Consider the following 15,262-nt stretch of genomic DNA (forward strand, 5'->3'; position numbering starts at 1 on the left):
CAACGCCGAGGACACTCATGCCCCTGATCCACGCCGCAAGCCTCGCTCTCGCCCTGGCGGCAAGCGACGCATCCACCAGCGCCGCCAGCCTGCTTCATGCCGATCTGGCAATGGGCGCCCGGGAGGCTACGGTCCGGTCCGTGCTCGATGCGCAATGCAGCCATGTCGAGACTGTCATACCGGACCGCGCCCGTTTTCCACTGGCCGCAGAGACCGAGGCCCATCTGGTCTGCGACGGTTTCACGACGGCGGACGGCGCGCAGTTCGTGCGGGGCGTCTTCGTCGTGGCCGACGGGCATCTCGTCCATATCGAGCTTTTCGGCGACGCCGCCCCCTTGTCCCGGCAGGCCGGCGACGCGCTCGCCTTTGGCGGCTGGACGGCCTATCCGGCGGCACAAATGCTGGTCGATGCTGCAGACAATACGGTCCACATCGTCAATGAGGACGGGCTGCACACCAATCTGTTCGCCTGGCATAATCCGTTGCTGCGCCGCGAACCGCTGGCCTATGGCGAGATCGATGTATCGGTACCGCGCGAGATCCGGCCCGGCACCTCGATCGACGTATTGCGCGCGGAACTGGATGCGGCATGCCCGATCCTTCAGGAGCGGGATATCGACCCGCCGAGCCTGCCGGCACAACCAGCCACCCAGACCCAGATCAATTGTTTCGGCTATGTCTATGCCGGGTTCGAACGCAAGATCGAGTTTGTCTTCGGCGACGGCACGCTGGTGCTTGCCTGGATCCTCACCGGCGAGGGCGAAGCTGACCGGCTGCAGGCTGCGATGGATGCTCATTTCGGAGCCCCCGACCTTGCCGGCACCGACTATCGCTTCTACGAGGGCGGCGCCGTGGCCCAGCGCTTCGACAAGCCCGAAGTCCTGGTCATTGAGCCGCAGATGGGCGCGGATTTCATGGCACAGCTGGCCGGTCACGCCAGCGACTAGCGCGAGCCCAGACGGGCGTCGGAACTCTCAACCCATTCGCCGATGCGGATCAGCGCGCCGTCGCGCCAGGCATATTCGCGCACAGCGACGGCGCGGCCGCCCGGTTCCGAACGGGCGATCTCGCGCACTTCCAGCCGGGTTTCCCGATAGTGCTCGCGCGCCTGAACATGATTACCCGACATCAGCGTGACGACCTGCCAGCCCTCCTCGCCGGAAACGAGCAGGGGAAAGGCACAGGCAAAGGAGCCGCAGAAATAGGCGACAGCCGGACGGCCACGCGTCTCCCGGCAATTCAGTACCCGCGTCTCGAGCACGAAGTCGGGTTCGGCGTCTGCATTGATGAAGGCGGTCACCCGCCGCGCCGCTTCGATCTCCGCATCCGGGCAGACAAGCGCGCCGTCGCTGATGCCGGCAAGATGATCCTGAAAGGCGGCCAGGGCCGCGGGTGGCAATTCGCCGTCGCCGGGATGATCCGGCGGAGCGGAGCAGTTCACGCACAGGCCGAGCGCCAGCGCCGCCGGGCCGAAAACCCCCAAAGACGGGATATTCATCCGTTCGTCCCCGTTCACGCCCCAGCGCCGGAGACAAGTCTAGGCCCGCCCCGTGCCATGCGGCAAGACGATAGGCCGCACATGTAATGCGCCCTCCATGCTAGGCAGGACGCACCGATCACGCTATCAGGCGCACATGTTCGTGCGTGATCTCTGGTATTTCGGCGCCCTGTCGAGCGAGCTCAAACCGGGCCAGCATCTCCATCGTGAGCTGCTGGGACAGCCCGTCCTGTTTGGGCGCGACCATCAGGGCCGGGCCTATGCGCTGAAGGACATATGCCCGCATCGCGGCACTCTCCTGTCCGGCGGGCGGGCACAGCGCCATGGCGACGAAACCCAGGTGGAGTGTCCCTATCACGGCTGGCGTTTCCGCACCGACGGCAGCTGCGCGGCCATTCCCTCGCTGACGGCCGACCAGGCGCAGGCGATGGACCTGTCGAAAATCCGTACCCGCGCCTTCCCGGTGCACGAGGACCAGGGTCTGATCTGGATCTATTACGCCCGCGAAGAAGATGCCGGCGCGGTCCCCGCCGTCGATCCGCCCAGGTTGGACCTGCCGGAGGGAGCCCGGCCGAAACTCGTCGTGCACGACGTGTTCAACTGTCATGTCGACCACGCCGTGATCGGCCTCATGGACCCCGCCCACATCCCCTACATCCACCGGCAGTGGTGGTGGCGTTCGGCCAAGTCGGTACACGAGAAGGAAAAACAGTTCGGCCCGGTCGAGCGCGGTTTTTCCATGCTGCCGCACGTGCCGTCCAAGAATTCCTACCTCTACCGGCTCATGGGCCGGCCGCAGACCGAGATCCGCTTCCAGCTGCCCGGCCTGCGCACCGAATACGTGCATGCCGGCGGCCGCCATTTCACCGGCTTCACCGCCGTCACGCCGACGAACGAGCGTTCCACGGCGATCACCATCGTGGTCTACTGGAACCACTGGCTGCCGACGATCGCACCCAATTTCCTGATCGAACGCGGCATCCAGACATTTGTCGGCCAGGACCGCGACGCCGTGAACGACCAGCAGGTCGGCCTGGCCTACGATCCCAAACTCATGCTGATCCACGATGCCGACGTGCAGGCGAAATGGTATTTCGCCCTGAAACGGGCCTGGGAGAAGCATCGCGATACGGGCGAAGACTTCAAAAACCCGGTCAAGCCCGCCACGCTGCGCTGGAGAAGCTGATCATGGACACCATTCTCACGGGCCTGCTCTACATCGCCATGCTGGCGGTCGTCGTGGTGCTGGCCTTCGGTATCATCAATCTCTATCGCGGCGACGAGAAGGCACGCTCGCGCTCGAACAAGCTGATGCGGCTTCGCGTGGTGCTGCAATTCTCCGCGATCGTGCTGATCGTGGTGATCTTCCTGGTCCGCGAGAATTTCGGAGGCTAGTCGCCCAGATCTTCGATAGCTGCCTGCACGCCCGGGCGGACGGACTCGATCCGCCCGTCATTCACCCCGGCCACCATGGCCCGGTTTCCGGCGGGATCTATCTGCATGATCACCAGCCACATCGTGTTCGATCCCCCGTGCATCATCAGCCCGTCGCGCACGGCCCAGCCCATCGCGTAGTCGCCGCCGAATGGCGGTGTGTGCAGGATCGCCCAGCTCTCCGCCGACAGATAATCCGTCGCCTCGCCGCGTGCCCCGGCCAGATGCATGTCGAGATAACGGGCGAGATCGGCCATGGACGCGTGCACCGTCCCGGCGGGTCCCATCACGGGCGGGTTGTCGGCCCTCGGTCCCGGCGCAACGGCGTTGAGACCGCCGATCAGCCCCGGCCGGTGGCCGCGCGGCTGATCGATGCGGCCGGCGCGTCCCGGTGCGCCGAAGCCCGCCGTCTCCATGCCCAGCGGATCGAAGACCTCACGCCGGATCAGTGTCTCCCAGTCTTCGCCTGTGGCCTGTTCCAGCATGGCTCCGGCCACGACATAGCCGGCGTTGGAATACCCGAACCCGGATTCGGGCTCCACCTGGGCGGCGTGCATCAGTACGGTTTCGGCGTATGCCAGGCGCTGATCGGGGCGCGGGGCTCCGTCGCCCTGCAGGGCGAAACCCATCAGGGCCACCATGCCGGCATTGGCCGGCAGACCCGCCCGGTGGCTGAGAAGATGGCGGAAGGTGAGATCGCGGTAATCGGGATGGATGTCCCCGATGGCGCCGCCAAGGTGCTGGCCGATCGTATCGTCCCAGCCGACGATGCCGCGTTCCGCCAGCCGAGCCACCAGGGTCGCCGTCATTGACTTGGTGTTCGATCCGATATGCCAGAGATCGCCCGGCGCAATGGCGGCCTCCTCGCCAAGCGCCCGTACCCCGGCGGTTCCGACACGCAGCGTATCCGCCTCCCACAGCATGACGGCCGCACCCGGCGAACCGGCGGCGGCGCGAAGCGTTTCGGCGATGCCGGCCAGTACGGCATCCTCGGCGACGGGCCGTGCGGCCTGCGCCGAGACGATCTGAACCGTCGCGAGAAACAGCGTTGCGAGCATGCGGCCCTCCCTTCCCTTTCTCCCGGGCGGAGCGCTAAACAGACGGGTATGGTCCGTCTGACGAAAATCTACACCCGCACCGGCGATACCGGTTCGACCCGGCTCGGCGACATGTCGCAGACAGTCAAACACGACGTGCGCGTCGACGCCTACGGGGACATCGACGAGACGAATTCCTCTATCGGGCTGGCCCGGGCTGCCCTGTCAGCCGGGCATGAACTGGATGCCGAGCTGGCGCGGATCCAGAACGACCTGTTCGATCTGGGCGCCGATCTGTGCGTGCCCGAGAGCGAGGAACCGCCGGACTTCGAACCCCTGCGCATCACCGCAGCCCAGGTTGCGCGCCTGGAAGCGACAATCGACCGGCTCAACGCCCAGCTGGAACCGCTGACATCCTTCATCCTTCCGGCCGGAGACGAAGCCTCGGCCCGCCTGCATTTCGCCCGCACTGTCTGCCGCCGCGCAGAGCGGAAGATGTCGGCGCTCGCCGCATCGGGTGCCAGGATCAATCCGGAAGCCCTGAAATACGCCAACCGGCTGTCCGACCTGCTGTTCGTGATGGCGCGCATCGCCAATCTGGACGCGGGCGGCGATGTACTCTGGGTGCCGGGGAAGGACCGCTAGGGCATTGTTTCCGCCACGGAAACACGGATGTGATTACGCCACGGTCGACATCGGCGCACGAATGTCTATCTCTGGGTGCGACAGTTCAGCGCAGACGGAGATTGCCGCATGACCCGCCTTCTTACCGCCACCGCCGCCCTCGCCCTTGTCGGCACCGCCGTCCAGGCCGAGCCGGTGGCGTTCGACTTCGACAAGTCGCACACCCTCATCGAAGCCAGCTGGACGCACCAGGGCTATTCAACCCAGCGTCTCCAGTTCACCGATTACGACGGCACACTGGACCTCGATCTGGACGATCCGTCCGCCTCGACGGTGGAAGTCACGTTCAACCTCGTCGACGGCATCTGGGCCGGAGCCCATCACGAGCGTTTCATCGGTCACCTGAATTCTGACGACTTCTTCGAAACCGGGGCCAATCCGACCGCCCGCTTCGTGGCCACCGGCTTCGAGACAGAGGATGGCGAAACCGGTACGATGACCGGCGAGCTGACGATGAATGGCCAGACCCATCCGGTAACTCTCGATGTCACGCTCAACAATACCGGCGAAACCAATGACGGCCGCACGAAGCTGGGCTTCACCGCGACCGGTTCGCTGATGCGGTCTGAATGGGACATGGGCTATGCCGTGCCCTACGTCTCGGACGAGATCGAGCTCTTCATCTCGACAGAACTCGTGTCGGCTGCGGCGGAATAAGCTCAACGGACAAGAACCGCAGGGCAAGGCGTGCCCGTTCGCGGGCACGCTCTTCGATCGTCCTCTTTCGGCATAAGAAAAACATACTCAAAAATCGAAACGTGGCCCGCAGCGTCGAACAAGAGATAGATTTGACGCCCACTTAGGCCACGCATCCCGTTTCATCTTCGGTCACGGCCGCCATACCGCAAACAATACCGCAGCTGCGAATTGACGCACGCGTAAGCCAGCTGGACGCATTGACTTACCGCACGCGCGAAGGCAGGTTCGCGGCCTATTCTTTGTAGGTGCGCAGATCATTCCAGCGCGCGGCCAACCGGAGCCCCAGCATGAAGATTCTCGTCCCCGTCAAACGGGTCGTCGATTACAACGTGAAGGTCCGCGTGAAGCCCGATCAGACGGGTGTCGACCTTGCCAATGTCAAGATGTCCATGAACCCTTTCTGCGAGATCGCCGTGGAAGAAGCGATCCGGTTGAAGGAAAAGGGCGTCGCCTCTGAAATCGTCGCCGTGTCCATCGGCCCGGCCCAGGCGCAGGAAACCATCCGCACGGCCCTGGCGATGGGCGCCGATCGCGGCATCCTGATCGAGACCGATCAGACCGTCGAACCGCTCGCAGTCGCCAAGCTTCTCAAGGCCGTGGTCGATGAAGAAGGCCCGGAACTGGTGATGCTGGGCAAGCAGGCCATCGACGACGATGCCAACCAGACCGGCCAGATGCTGGCCGCGCTCCTGGACTGGCCGCAGGGGACCTTCGCCTCCAAGGTCGGGATTGCCGACGGCAAGGCCACGGTGACCCGCGAGGTCGATGGCGGCCTGCAGACCCTGGCCCTGCAATTGCCGGCCGTCGTCACCACGGACCTGCGCCTGAACGAGCCGCGCTACGCCTCCCTGCCGAACATCATGAAGGCCAAGCGCAAGCCGATCGACACCAAATCGCCCGGCGATTACGGCGTCGATATCGCCAACCGCCTGGAAGTCCTCAAGGTCACCGAACCGCCCAAGCGCGAAGCCGGCATCAAGGTGGAAAGCGTCGCCGAACTGGTCGACAAGCTGAAGAATGAAGCGGGGGTGATCTGATCATGACGGTTCTCGTTATTGCCGAACACGACAATGCCGCGCTGAACGACGCCACCCGCGCTGTCGTCACCGCCGCGAAAGAGCTGGGCGGCGACATCCATGTCCTCGTCGCCGGCAAGGCCGCCTCGGCCGTGGCCGAAGCGGCCTCCAAGCTGGACGGTGTCGCCAAGGTTCTGCACGCCGAGGCCGATGCCTTCGACAAGCCCACGGCCGAAGCCATGGACGCGCTCGTCACGCCGATGATGGACGATTATGATGCTGTCCTCTCTGCCGCAACGACGATGGGCAAGAACTTCATGCCCCGCATCGCCGCGCATCTCGACGTGATGCAGATCTCCGACATCTCCGCAGTGGAAAGCGCCGATACATTCATCCGCCCGGTCTATGCCGGCAACGCCATGATGACGGTGAAGTCGTCCGACGCGAAAAAGGTCATCACCGTGCGTCCGACGACGTTCGAAAAGGCAGGCGATGGCGGCTCGGCCTCGATCGAGGAAATCGGCGCCGGCTCGGGCCCGTTCAAGTCGGAATTCGTCTCCGAGGAACTCTCCGAGTCGGATCGTCCGGAACTGACCCAGGCCAAGATCGTCATTTCGGGCGGCCGCGGCATGCAGTCCGGCGACAATTTCCACCTGCTGGACAAGATCGCCGACAAGCTGGGCGCCGCCGTGGGCGCCTCGCGCGCGGCAGTGGATGCGGGCTTCGTGCCGAACGACTACCAGGTCGGCCAGACCGGCAAGGTCGTCGCCCCGGAACTCTACATTGCCGTGGGCATTTCCGGCGCCATCCAGCACCTGGCCGGCATGAAGGACTCCAAGGTCATCGTCGCGATCAACAAGGACGAGGAAGCGCCGATCTTCCAGGTCGCCGATTACGGTCTCGTCGCCGACCTGTTCCAGGTCCTGCCGGAACTGGACGAGGCGCTGGGCTGAACCCGACGCGCCGATCGGATTGGAAACGCCCGGCCGAACGGCCGGGCGTTTTTGTCTACTTCAGCAGAAAATGCATCAGGAGCCGGCGGCGCGTGCGCCAGGCGCCGGGTTGCCGGGCGGCCTCGCGGAGTTCTGCCAAGGCCACGGCATCGTACCAGACCCCGTCCCTCATAACGCCAGCCGGCCGGCGCAGGATCTGGAAGTCCACGCGCGGATCGGCGTCGGCCAGGACAAGGTCGGCGCGATAGCCCGGCTCGACCCTGCCCAGACGGTCCGCCAGGCCCAGCACATCGGCAGCATTGACCGTCGCGGCGCGCAGGGCTTCGTGCGGGGTCAGTCCGGCCCGCACCAGCAATTCCATTTCCCGCAATACCGACACGCCGTGCGGCGTCGCCATGATGCCCGCATCGGTGCCGACGACAAGGCGCACGCCGGCCGCATGCAATGCACCGGTGAATTCTTCATAGACTCCCTGCATGCGCGTGCGGTCTTCGTTCCGGTACGCCGTCCAGAATTCGTAGGTGTCGCGCTCGAAACCGGCCACGACCGGATTGAAACCGGTCATGTCGGCCCGCTGCAGATGGGCGCCGCGGGTCTCCACGATACGGCTGAGGTTTTCGTGCACGACCAGCGTCGGCGACACGGTCGCGCCGGCCGCGGCGAATTCTGCTGCCAGGCGCGTCATGCCGGCGGGATCGGGATTGTCGTCCAGGCCGTGCCAGACGATCGACTCGGCATGTTCTATCGTAGCCAGACCGGCCAAGAGCGTGTGGCCGATCTCCATCGGATCAGCCGGCCGTCCCTCGACCGGGTGCCCGCTGACGCTCATCCCCAGCGCCGCCGCCTCATCGAGAACCGCCGCGAAACTCTCGCGGCTCAGATTGGAATAGACCTTGAGATGCCGGTAGCCGCGGCGATGCTGGCGCCGGACCTCCGCCCGGGCCTCGTCCGCACCGTCGACCAGGACTTGGAGGGGATTGGCATTGCGGCCGCCGCGCTCGTTGATGATCGGTCCCGTCGACACCAGACGCGGTCCGGCGATCCGGCCGGCCTCGATGCGCCTGGCCAGACCGGGATGGAAAGGCATGCCGCCGAGATTGCGCACGGTCGTGACGCCATGAACCAGATTGGCCGCCAGACCGGCTTCGTCGAAGATGTGCACATGCATGTCGATCAGGCCCGGCATCAGGACGCGCCCGGCCCCATCGATTTCTTGCGTCCCTTCGGGGAGGGTACCGGTGTCCGGCACGCCCACCCCGGCAATCACGCCGTCGACGACCAGGACTGTCGTTGTCGGACCGGCCTCGGCCCGGTCCGGGTACAGAACCCGGACATTGTGGAACAGATAGGCGGAAGGAACAGCCGGCGGCGGGCGCATCGCCGCCGGCGATCCGCATGCGGTTACGGCCAGGCAAATAACAAGGCACAGGACCGCCAGGCCCATCGACATCGAACGGCGCATCGTGAACTCCCGTTTCGCGCTGGTACGAGGTGCAGACAACGTCGGCCAGGACTGCCCGTCGTCCGGTATCCGGATTCCGGACGTCCGGAATTCAGCGCACCGCGTTCAGCCGGTCGAAGTAGGCGGACGGGGTCAGCCCGGTTTCTCGCTTGAACACGGCATTGAACACGGATTTGGAACTGAAGCCCGCCGTATAGGCGATATCCAGCAGGGAGGAGCCGTCGCCTCCCCCGGCCCTGGCCTGGAGCAGCGCCTTAACATCCTCGATGCGCAGGGCATTGATGTAGTCGTTGAAATTGCGGCCCGTCGCCGCCTTGATCGTTTCCGATACAGCACGTTCGCTGAGCCCGCAGGCCGCCGCGACCTCGGCCCGGGTCAGGCGCGGCTCGCTGTAGAGTGCATCGCGCCGCACTGTCTCGTCCAGCCGGGCAAAGCAGGAGGCATCGCGCCCGCTATCCGGTTCGGCCGCCAGCGCATCGCCATCCAGCCCCTCGAAGAGGGATTGCCGCCGGATCGCCAGCACGATCAGGATCACGGTCATGACAAGCGAGATCGACAGCGAGAGAAAATAGGCGTCATGCGAGAGCAGCCAGGGCCAGCGCGTTTGCGCCCAGGCGAAGTCCATGCGGAACAGGTCGAACACCTCGTCGGCCAGGAAAGCCGCGACCACACCATAGATCCAGAACATGCGAATTCCGCGTGCGTCAGAGCGCTGCCGGCGGCTGGCCAGGTGAAAACGGTGCACCAGCCAGACCGCTGCGGTGGAGTAGGCCATCAGACTGATGCGGGCTGCCAGTTCGACCAGTCCGAGCAGGCTTCCGGTGAGCATCAGTCCGGCAAGGAAGGGCACGGCGTGCGGCCAGTCGCGCCAATGCAGTGAAGCACCACGGAAGATCAGGCCGCGGGTCAGCAGAAAAAAGAGCGGTGGATAGGCCAGGCGGAAGGCCGGAGTGACAAGCCATACATCGCGAAAGCCGGCTGTCTCCTCAAGAAAGTTGAAGACCATCCAGAGAACCGCCATCGCCATCAGCGCCGCCAGGGCCCGCAGGCGCGGCCGCGTCACGGTCAGGACGAAGCCGAGCATGCCGATGGCGATCAGGGCGATCTGGACGAGATTGACCGGGGCAAGCGTCATGCCTGCAGACTAGCGATTGCCGCCCGCTTGCCTAGAGGCGCCCGGTTACGCAGTCCAACCTCGAAACTCGCGGTATTCCTCCAGCTGGGAGACTGCGGTCTGGAAGCGCTCCGCATCGGGACGATCATAGGCCTGGTGCAGCGTTGCGATCAGATGGATCGGAGCCGTTTCGAACGCTCCGGCACTACGGGCCGCGTCAAACCTGTCCCGGCCGATCTCGCGGCCCGCCGCCAGCGCGCCGATATTCTGCCGGGCCTCGTCGACAGTCAGATTGACCGCTTCTCGCAGGCGCTGCGCAGCCCGGCGCTTCTGACCGTAGAGATAGGCCAGAACCGCCAGTATCGCGATCAGGACGAAAAGCACCATGGATCAAAAAACCTATTCGGCGTCCTGCGGTGTGTCGAGAATCGCCATTACCGAGCGCAGGTCGACGAATTTGAAGTTCTGCCCGCCGGTATCGTTCTCGTCATCCTGGACGACAAGGATACCCCCCGGGAAATGCGCGCCGAGATTGGCGACCGAAATGTCGAGACCGTCGGTGTGGGTCACGGCGTCCGTCGCGCCGTCGGCGATGCGAAAGCGGGTTACAAAGGCGTGCGTCTCCAGATCGTAGACGGCATAGGCATTGTCGCCCTGGCTGGAGACGACCAGCCAGCCGCCGGTTTCCCCGCGTGGCAGCAGGGCCGCGCCTTCGGCATCGGCCGTGATCTCTCCGTCGCCGGTCACCGCAATCTGCTGCGGCACAGCCGGATCCGTCGGCTCCGCCCCGACGGTCCAGACGCCGACGGTTTCCTCGTTCATGTAGAGCTGGCCGGTGCGATCGTCGGCTACACAGCCCTCGGCGATCGTGCCCAGCGGGATGCGGCGCACTTCCTCCAGCGTCACGGCCGCGCCGTCCCAGCCGACGCGCGACTGCACGAAAGTGCCGGGCTCCTTGTCCGACACGAAGGCGTACAGACTGTTGTCGCGCGGACTGCGATAGAGACAGAAACCGTAGGGCTCGGTCACGTCGACGGGCACGGCGCCGGCATAGGTGACCGCGCGGCTGTCCGGATCGATGAAGAAGAACGCAATGCCGATATTCGACCGGTCCGAGGCCGCCGCGATGTCGACCGTCCGGCCGTTCAGCGCGAAACCGTGGCGGACATCGACATTGTTCAGCCGCCCTTCCGGCAGATAGGCATGCTCGGCGCCATCCATCGTGTAGACATAGATGCCATTGTCCTTGTCGGTGCCGAAGACGAGGCTGTCGGACGGATTCGCCGCCACCCAGACCGCAGGGTCGTCGGCAGCATCGCCGGTGCCGGCCACGCTGGCCGTCTCCAGCTGGGCCTCGATCTCGACGGCACGCAGGCCCTGGCTGCAGGCGGCCAACCCCGTGACAAGCGTCGCGATTGCGGCAATCCGTTTCATCCTGTCCCTCCAAACCACGGCCTGTCTGCGCATAGCACGGCCGGACGGCCGCAACATGCCCGCAATCATGACACTTCATTTACGAAGTGATGCAGTTTCGCATCGTCACAAATTTTACATGCGAATGATATGGAAGTGCAGCGCCGGCGTCATCAACCTGTCGTCACTCCACCCCCATAGAGGCGCCGACTTTGCCCGTTCGGGCCAAGCGATACGTGCATCCTTTCAGGGGGACTAACATGACCAGAACGATCGCCATGCTCGGCACCGCCTCGGTGCTCGCGCTCACGGCGGCCACGGCCGCCCATGCCGGTACCGTGACCGGCCGCGTCACCGACGCATCCGAAACCGTTGGCCTGGAAGGCGCGGTTGTCCGCATCATGGAAACCGGCCAATCCGCCACGGTCGCCGCTGACGGCACTTTCCGCATCGTCGGCCTGGCCGCCGGCACCTACACGCTCCGCGTCACCTATGTCGGCGCCGACGCCGAGGAAACCACGATTACGCTCGACAGCGTCAACGACACCGTGTCGACCAGTATCCTGATGGGTGACGATGTCGATTTCGTCGAAAACATCCTGGTCATCGGCCAGCGTGGCGCTCTCAACTCGGCGCTCTCCCGCCAGCGCGCCAATGACGGCAATGTCGCTGTCCTGACCTCCGACGCCATCGGCCAGTTCCCGGACGAGAACGTGGCCGAAGCCGCCCGCCGCACCGTCGGCGTGAACGTGCTCAACGACCAGGGCGAAGGCCGCTTCGTCTCGATCCGCGGCCTGTCGCCGAACCTGGTCTCCACCTCGATCAACGGCGTGCGCCTGACCTCGCCGGAAGCGGAAGACCGCCAGGTCGGCCTGGACGTGATCGACGCCGACGTTCTCTCCTCGGTCGTGATCAACAAGACCCTGACCCCGGACATGGACGGCGACAGCGTCGGCGGCAATGTCGAGATCGAGACCATGTCCGGCCTCGACGTCGACGACATTTATTTCCGTGCCCGTGCGGCCACGCTCTACTCGGACGGCGAGGAAGCGTTCGGCTGGCGCGGTTCGGCGAACTTCGCCGACAACTTCCTGGACGGCCGCCTCGGCGTGGCCGCCTCCCTGTCCTACCAGGAACGCGTCTTCGGCTCGGAAAGCTTCGAGGTCGATGGCGGCTGGGAGATCGGCGAAGACGTCGCCTTCCCGAACGAAGTGGAAATGCGCAACTACCAGATCACGCGCGAACGCACGACGGCGGTCCTCAATTTCGACTACCAGGCATCCAACGAGCTGAGCTTCTACCTGCGCTCCACCTATTCGGACTTCTCCGATCAGGAATACCGCAACCGCGTCGAGCTGAAGCTGGAAGACGCCGACTATGACGACGTCAACTCCTCGGGCAATGTCGCCATCCTGCGCGCCTCGGAAATGGAGATCGACCGCGACGTCAAGGATCGTCTGGAAACCCAGCTGATCTTCGCCACCGATTTCGGCGGCGAATGGCTCAACGGCAATACGACGATCGACTGGTCGCTCTCCTACGTGCATTCCGAAGAGGAAGAGCCGAACCGCCTCGACACGGACTTCGCGGCCGAGTTCACCAATGGCGAGACCTTCATCATCGACAGCTCCAACCCGCTGATGCCGTCGATCGGCTATGAGGGCGGCGCCACGACCCAGGCCGTCTTCGACGCCTCGAATTACGAGAATGCCGGTTTCGAGCTGACCAACGGCCTGGCCCAGGACCGCGAATATGCCGGTGCGGTAAATATCCGCCAGGACTTCACCTTCCAGGGTGTCGCGGCCTACGTTCAGGGCGGTGTGCGCCTGCGCCTGCGCGACAAGAAGTATGCGCTGGACTTCGACGTCTATGACAGCTCCGATGCCCTCACGCTGGCCGACGTCGCCCGCACGGTCGACTACAGCCAGTCGCGCCTGGGTCCGGTGCCGAACCCGTCGACGGTCCGCGACTTCTTCTTCGCCAACCGGGACGCGCTCGACTTCGAACCGATCGACAGCATCATCGACAGCCAAGGCGCCAGCTACGGCATCGCCGAGGATATCACGGCCGGCTATGTCATGGGCGGCTGGGACAATGGCCCGGCCCGCATCGTCGGCGGTGTGCGTATCGAACAGACCGACGTGTCGGGCTACGGCTATGAGGTCTTCCTCGCTGAAGAAGACTCCATGGTCGGCGGCATCGTGCTCGGCGACGACACGCTCTTTGTCAATCCGCAGTCCGTCTCCGACGACTATACCGACGTGCTGCCCTCAGTGCTGGGCCGTTTCGAACTGGCCGAGAACGTGATCGCCCGCGCCGGCTATCATGCCTCGATCCAGCGTCCCAACCCGGACCAGTTCGCCCCGCGCATCCTGGTCGAGCAGAATGACGATGACGAGGTCGAGGGCGAATTCGGCAATCCGGATCTCGAGCGCCTGGAAGCCCACAATCTCGACGTCTCCCTCGAGTGGTATCCGAACAACGACGCCGTCGTTTACCTCGGCTACTTCTACAAGGATCTGGAAAACATCATCGCCCCGATCGGCTATGAAAGCGTCACGCTGAACGGCCGCTTCTTCGACGAGGCCAGCTCCTACATCAACCTGCCGGAAGGCGATGTCTCCGGCCTGGAATTCAACTACCAGCAGGCGCTCGACTTCTTGCCGGTGGAGGGTTTCATCGTCGGCTTCAACGCCACCTGGACAGAAAGCGAAGCGGTGTTGAGCGACGGCCGCACCGTGGCCCTGCCGGGTCAGTCCGACCGTGTCTGGAACGCCCAGCTGGGCTATGACCGGGGCCCCTGGGACCTGCGCGCCGTCCTGTCGACCCGTTCGGAATATCTCGACGAGATCCGCGGCGGGGCCGACGAGGACCGCTTCGTCCTCGAGCACTCCCAGCTCGACCTCTCGGCCAAGTACGAGCTCAACGACAATCTCCAGATCTTCGCCGATCTGAAGAATGTCACCGACGAGCCCTACCGCGCCGTGACCCGTCCGGACGGGATCGACCGCATCGAACAGTTCGAGGAATACGGCTGGTCGTCGGTCTTCGGCCTGCGCTTCACCTACTAGGCCCAGCGCCAGTCTAACGGGGAAGCCCCGGGCCTTCGGGTCCGGGGCTTTTCTTTTGTTTCAACGATTTATGAACAATACGTTCGACGTGAAAGAGTCTCGGTTTCGTCATCAATGCGTCGTCTTGGGCCCGTAGACAGACGCCGACCCGCTCCTCCCCGATCGGGTATTCCTGTCCCGGCTTATCCCTCCGGGCAAGGAATCCAACTTGAAGGCCCGTCCGCGTTGTGGACGGGCCTCTTTTCCTCAGATCGCGCGGTCGATCACCGCGCTCGCATCCTCACACCCCGCGAGCAATCGCGGCGCGGATCAGTGCCTTCGCATCCTCGCTGTCCCATTCGGCCGGTGCCGTCACACGGCCCAGCTCGCGGCCCTGGCGGTCGTAAAGGATCGAGGTCGGCAGGCCCGGCGTCTGGATGCGCGAGAAACTGGCCAGGTTGGTGTCGTGAATGATCGGGAGATGTTCCAGATCAATGCGCTCGAAGAAGGCCAGCACGTCATCCATGGACCGGTCCAGCGAGACCGTGACGACCTGGAAGTCCCCACCGCCCAGCTCGCCCTGCAACCGGTCCAGGGCGGGCATCTCCTCCACGCAGGGACCGCACCAGGTCGCCCAGAAATTCACCAGGATAACCTGCCCGCGATAGTCCGACAGGCGCACCTCTTCGCCGTTCTCGTCGACATAGGCGACATCGGGTTGCGCGGGAGCATCGTCCCGCGAGACGAAATTGCGCATGGCGCCCCGCGCGTAGCTGTCCAGCCCTCCGGCATCGCCCTTGTCCATGGCCGAGAACACCACGTATAGGAAAGCCAGCAAACCGAAGACGGGCATGGCGATCAGTCCTGCCTTGAGGGGCGACATCTTCATCTTCTTCTCCTTA

At 64.6% G+C, this 15,262-nt stretch carries 15 protein-coding genes; 8 read left to right on the top strand and 7 right to left on the bottom strand.

What is annotated here, in order from left to right; genetic code table 11:
• Positions 1 to 17: 17 nt before the first annotated feature.
• Positions 18 to 947: a hypothetical protein gene (locus tag Q1U94_RS00120; RefSeq protein WP_300540578.1), complete on the top strand. Its 930-nt coding sequence runs from the start codon at positions 18 to 20 to the stop codon at positions 945 to 947.
• Here the strand turns inward: Q1U94_RS00120 and Q1U94_RS00125 are convergent.
• Positions 944 to 1,498 (bottom strand): hypothetical protein, encoded by a 555-nt coding sequence (locus Q1U94_RS00125; RefSeq protein WP_300540581.1) that lies wholly within the window; start codon positions 1,496 to 1,498, stop codon positions 944 to 946. The genes Q1U94_RS00120 and Q1U94_RS00125 overlap by 4 nt on opposite strands.
• Positions 1,499 to 1,634: 136 nt before the next feature.
• Here Q1U94_RS00125 and Q1U94_RS00130 point away from each other — a divergent pair, with 136 nt between their 5' ends.
• Both Q1U94_RS00130 and Q1U94_RS00135 read left to right on the top strand, forming a co-directional pair.
• Complete coding sequence (locus tag Q1U94_RS00130) at positions 1,635 to 2,684, top strand: Rieske 2Fe-2S domain-containing protein (RefSeq protein WP_300540584.1); 1,050 nt, start codon at positions 1,635 to 1,637, stop codon at positions 2,682 to 2,684.
• Positions 2,685 to 2,686: 2 nt separating this feature from the next.
• Complete coding sequence (locus Q1U94_RS00135) at positions 2,687 to 2,893, top strand: twin transmembrane helix small protein (RefSeq protein ID WP_300540587.1); 207 nt, start codon at positions 2,687 to 2,689, stop codon at positions 2,891 to 2,893.
• On the opposite strand, the gene Q1U94_RS00140 is transcribed toward Q1U94_RS00135, so the two are convergent.
• Positions 2,890 to 3,990 (bottom strand): serine hydrolase domain-containing protein, encoded by a 1,101-nt coding sequence (locus Q1U94_RS00140; RefSeq protein ID WP_300540589.1) that lies wholly within the window; start codon positions 3,988 to 3,990, stop codon positions 2,890 to 2,892. The genes Q1U94_RS00135 and Q1U94_RS00140 overlap by 4 nt on opposite strands.
• Positions 3,991 to 4,038: 48 nt before the next feature.
• On the opposite strand from Q1U94_RS00140, the gene Q1U94_RS00145 reads away from it, so the two are divergent.
• From Q1U94_RS00145 to Q1U94_RS00160, 4 genes are all read left to right on the top strand, one after another.
• Positions 4,039 to 4,614 carry a cob(I)yrinic acid a,c-diamide adenosyltransferase gene (locus Q1U94_RS00145; RefSeq protein WP_300540592.1) on the top strand — a complete coding sequence of 192 codons (576 nt, stop codon included), beginning with the start codon at positions 4,039 to 4,041 and terminating at the stop codon, positions 4,612 to 4,614.
• 108 nt (positions 4,615 to 4,722) lie between these two features.
• The gene (locus Q1U94_RS00150) at positions 4,723 to 5,310 is read left to right on the top strand and encodes a YceI family protein (RefSeq protein WP_300540594.1); all 588 of its coding nucleotides are present in this window, start codon (positions 4,723 to 4,725) and stop codon (positions 5,308 to 5,310) included.
• Between the two features lie 329 nt (positions 5,311 to 5,639).
• On the top strand, positions 5,640 to 6,389 hold the full coding sequence (locus Q1U94_RS00155) for an electron transfer flavoprotein subunit beta/FixA family protein (RefSeq protein ID WP_300540597.1): 750 nt from the start codon (positions 5,640 to 5,642) through the stop codon (positions 6,387 to 6,389).
• A gap of 2 nt (positions 6,390 to 6,391) precedes the next feature.
• Positions 6,392 to 7,321, top strand: a complete 930-nt coding sequence (locus tag Q1U94_RS00160; protein WP_300540600.1) for an FAD-binding protein — start codon at positions 6,392 to 6,394, stop codon at positions 7,319 to 7,321.
• 55 nt (positions 7,322 to 7,376) lie between these two features.
• Here the strand turns inward: Q1U94_RS00160 and Q1U94_RS00165 are convergent, their stop codons facing one another.
• From Q1U94_RS00165 to Q1U94_RS00180, 4 genes are all read right to left on the bottom strand, one after another.
• The gene (locus Q1U94_RS00165; protein WP_300540603.1) at positions 7,377 to 8,783 is read right to left on the bottom strand and encodes an amidohydrolase family protein; all 1,407 of its coding nucleotides are present in this window, start codon (positions 8,781 to 8,783) and stop codon (positions 7,377 to 7,379) included.
• Between the two features lie 91 nt (positions 8,784 to 8,874).
• Positions 8,875 to 9,918 (bottom strand): helix-turn-helix transcriptional regulator, encoded by a 1,044-nt coding sequence (locus Q1U94_RS00170; protein ID WP_300540606.1) that lies wholly within the window; start codon positions 9,916 to 9,918, stop codon positions 8,875 to 8,877.
• 45 nt (positions 9,919 to 9,963) lie between these two features.
• Positions 9,964 to 10,284, bottom strand: a complete 321-nt coding sequence (locus tag Q1U94_RS00175) for a hypothetical protein (protein WP_300540609.1) — start codon at positions 10,282 to 10,284, stop codon at positions 9,964 to 9,966.
• A gap of 12 nt (positions 10,285 to 10,296) precedes the next feature.
• Positions 10,297 to 11,331, bottom strand: coding sequence for a phytase (locus tag Q1U94_RS00180; protein ID WP_300540612.1), 1,035 nt, complete (start codon positions 11,329 to 11,331; stop codon positions 10,297 to 10,299).
• A 239-nt stretch (positions 11,332 to 11,570) separates the two neighbouring features.
• Here Q1U94_RS00180 and Q1U94_RS00185 point away from each other — a divergent pair, with 239 nt between their 5' ends.
• A complete protein-coding gene (locus Q1U94_RS00185) occupies positions 11,571 to 14,381 on the top strand; it encodes a TonB-dependent receptor (protein ID WP_300540615.1) in 2,811 nt (936 codons plus the stop codon).
• 280 nt (positions 14,382 to 14,661) lie between these two features.
• Here Q1U94_RS00185 and Q1U94_RS00190 read toward each other — a convergent pair whose 3' ends face one another.
• Complete coding sequence (locus Q1U94_RS00190) at positions 14,662 to 15,249, bottom strand: TlpA disulfide reductase family protein (protein WP_300540618.1); 588 nt, start codon at positions 15,247 to 15,249, stop codon at positions 14,662 to 14,664.
• Positions 15,250 to 15,262 lie beyond the last annotated feature (13 nt).

The sequence above is a fragment of the Maricaulis sp. genome (assembly GCF_030149515.1).
In the GTDB taxonomy this organism is placed as follows: domain Bacteria; phylum Pseudomonadota; class Alphaproteobacteria; order Caulobacterales; family Maricaulaceae; genus Maricaulis.

Coding starts and splice junctions, on each gene's coding strand:
- Q1U94_RS00120 (WP_300540578.1), top strand. CDS start 18: ATGCCCCTGATCCACGCCGCAAGCCTCGCTCTCGCCCTGGCGGCAAGC.
- Q1U94_RS00125 (WP_300540581.1), bottom strand. CDS start 1,498: ATGAATATCCCGTCTTTGGGGGTTTTCGGCCCGGCGGCGCTGGCGCTC.
- Q1U94_RS00130 (WP_300540584.1), top strand. CDS start 1,635: ATGTTCGTGCGTGATCTCTGGTATTTCGGCGCCCTGTCGAGCGAGCTC.
- Q1U94_RS00135 (WP_300540587.1), top strand. CDS start 2,687: ATGGACACCATTCTCACGGGCCTGCTCTACATCGCCATGCTGGCGGTC.
- Q1U94_RS00140 (WP_300540589.1), bottom strand. CDS start 3,990: ATGCTCGCAACGCTGTTTCTCGCGACGGTTCAGATCGTCTCGGCGCAG.
- Q1U94_RS00145 (WP_300540592.1), top strand. CDS start 4,039: ATGGTCCGTCTGACGAAAATCTACACCCGCACCGGCGATACCGGTTCG.
- Q1U94_RS00150 (WP_300540594.1), top strand. CDS start 4,723: ATGACCCGCCTTCTTACCGCCACCGCCGCCCTCGCCCTTGTCGGCACC.
- Q1U94_RS00155 (WP_300540597.1), top strand. CDS start 5,640: ATGAAGATTCTCGTCCCCGTCAAACGGGTCGTCGATTACAACGTGAAG.
- Q1U94_RS00160 (WP_300540600.1), top strand. CDS start 6,392: ATGACGGTTCTCGTTATTGCCGAACACGACAATGCCGCGCTGAACGAC.
- Q1U94_RS00165 (WP_300540603.1), bottom strand. CDS start 8,783: ATGCGCCGTTCGATGTCGATGGGCCTGGCGGTCCTGTGCCTTGTTATT.
- Q1U94_RS00170 (WP_300540606.1), bottom strand. CDS start 9,918: ATGACGCTTGCCCCGGTCAATCTCGTCCAGATCGCCCTGATCGCCATC.
- Q1U94_RS00175 (WP_300540609.1), bottom strand. CDS start 10,284: ATGGTGCTTTTCGTCCTGATCGCGATACTGGCGGTTCTGGCCTATCTC.
- Q1U94_RS00180 (WP_300540612.1), bottom strand. CDS start 11,331: ATGAAACGGATTGCCGCAATCGCGACGCTTGTCACGGGGTTGGCCGCC.
- Q1U94_RS00185 (WP_300540615.1), top strand. CDS start 11,571: ATGACCAGAACGATCGCCATGCTCGGCACCGCCTCGGTGCTCGCGCTC.
- Q1U94_RS00190 (WP_300540618.1), bottom strand. CDS start 15,249: ATGAAGATGTCGCCCCTCAAGGCAGGACTGATCGCCATGCCCGTCTTC.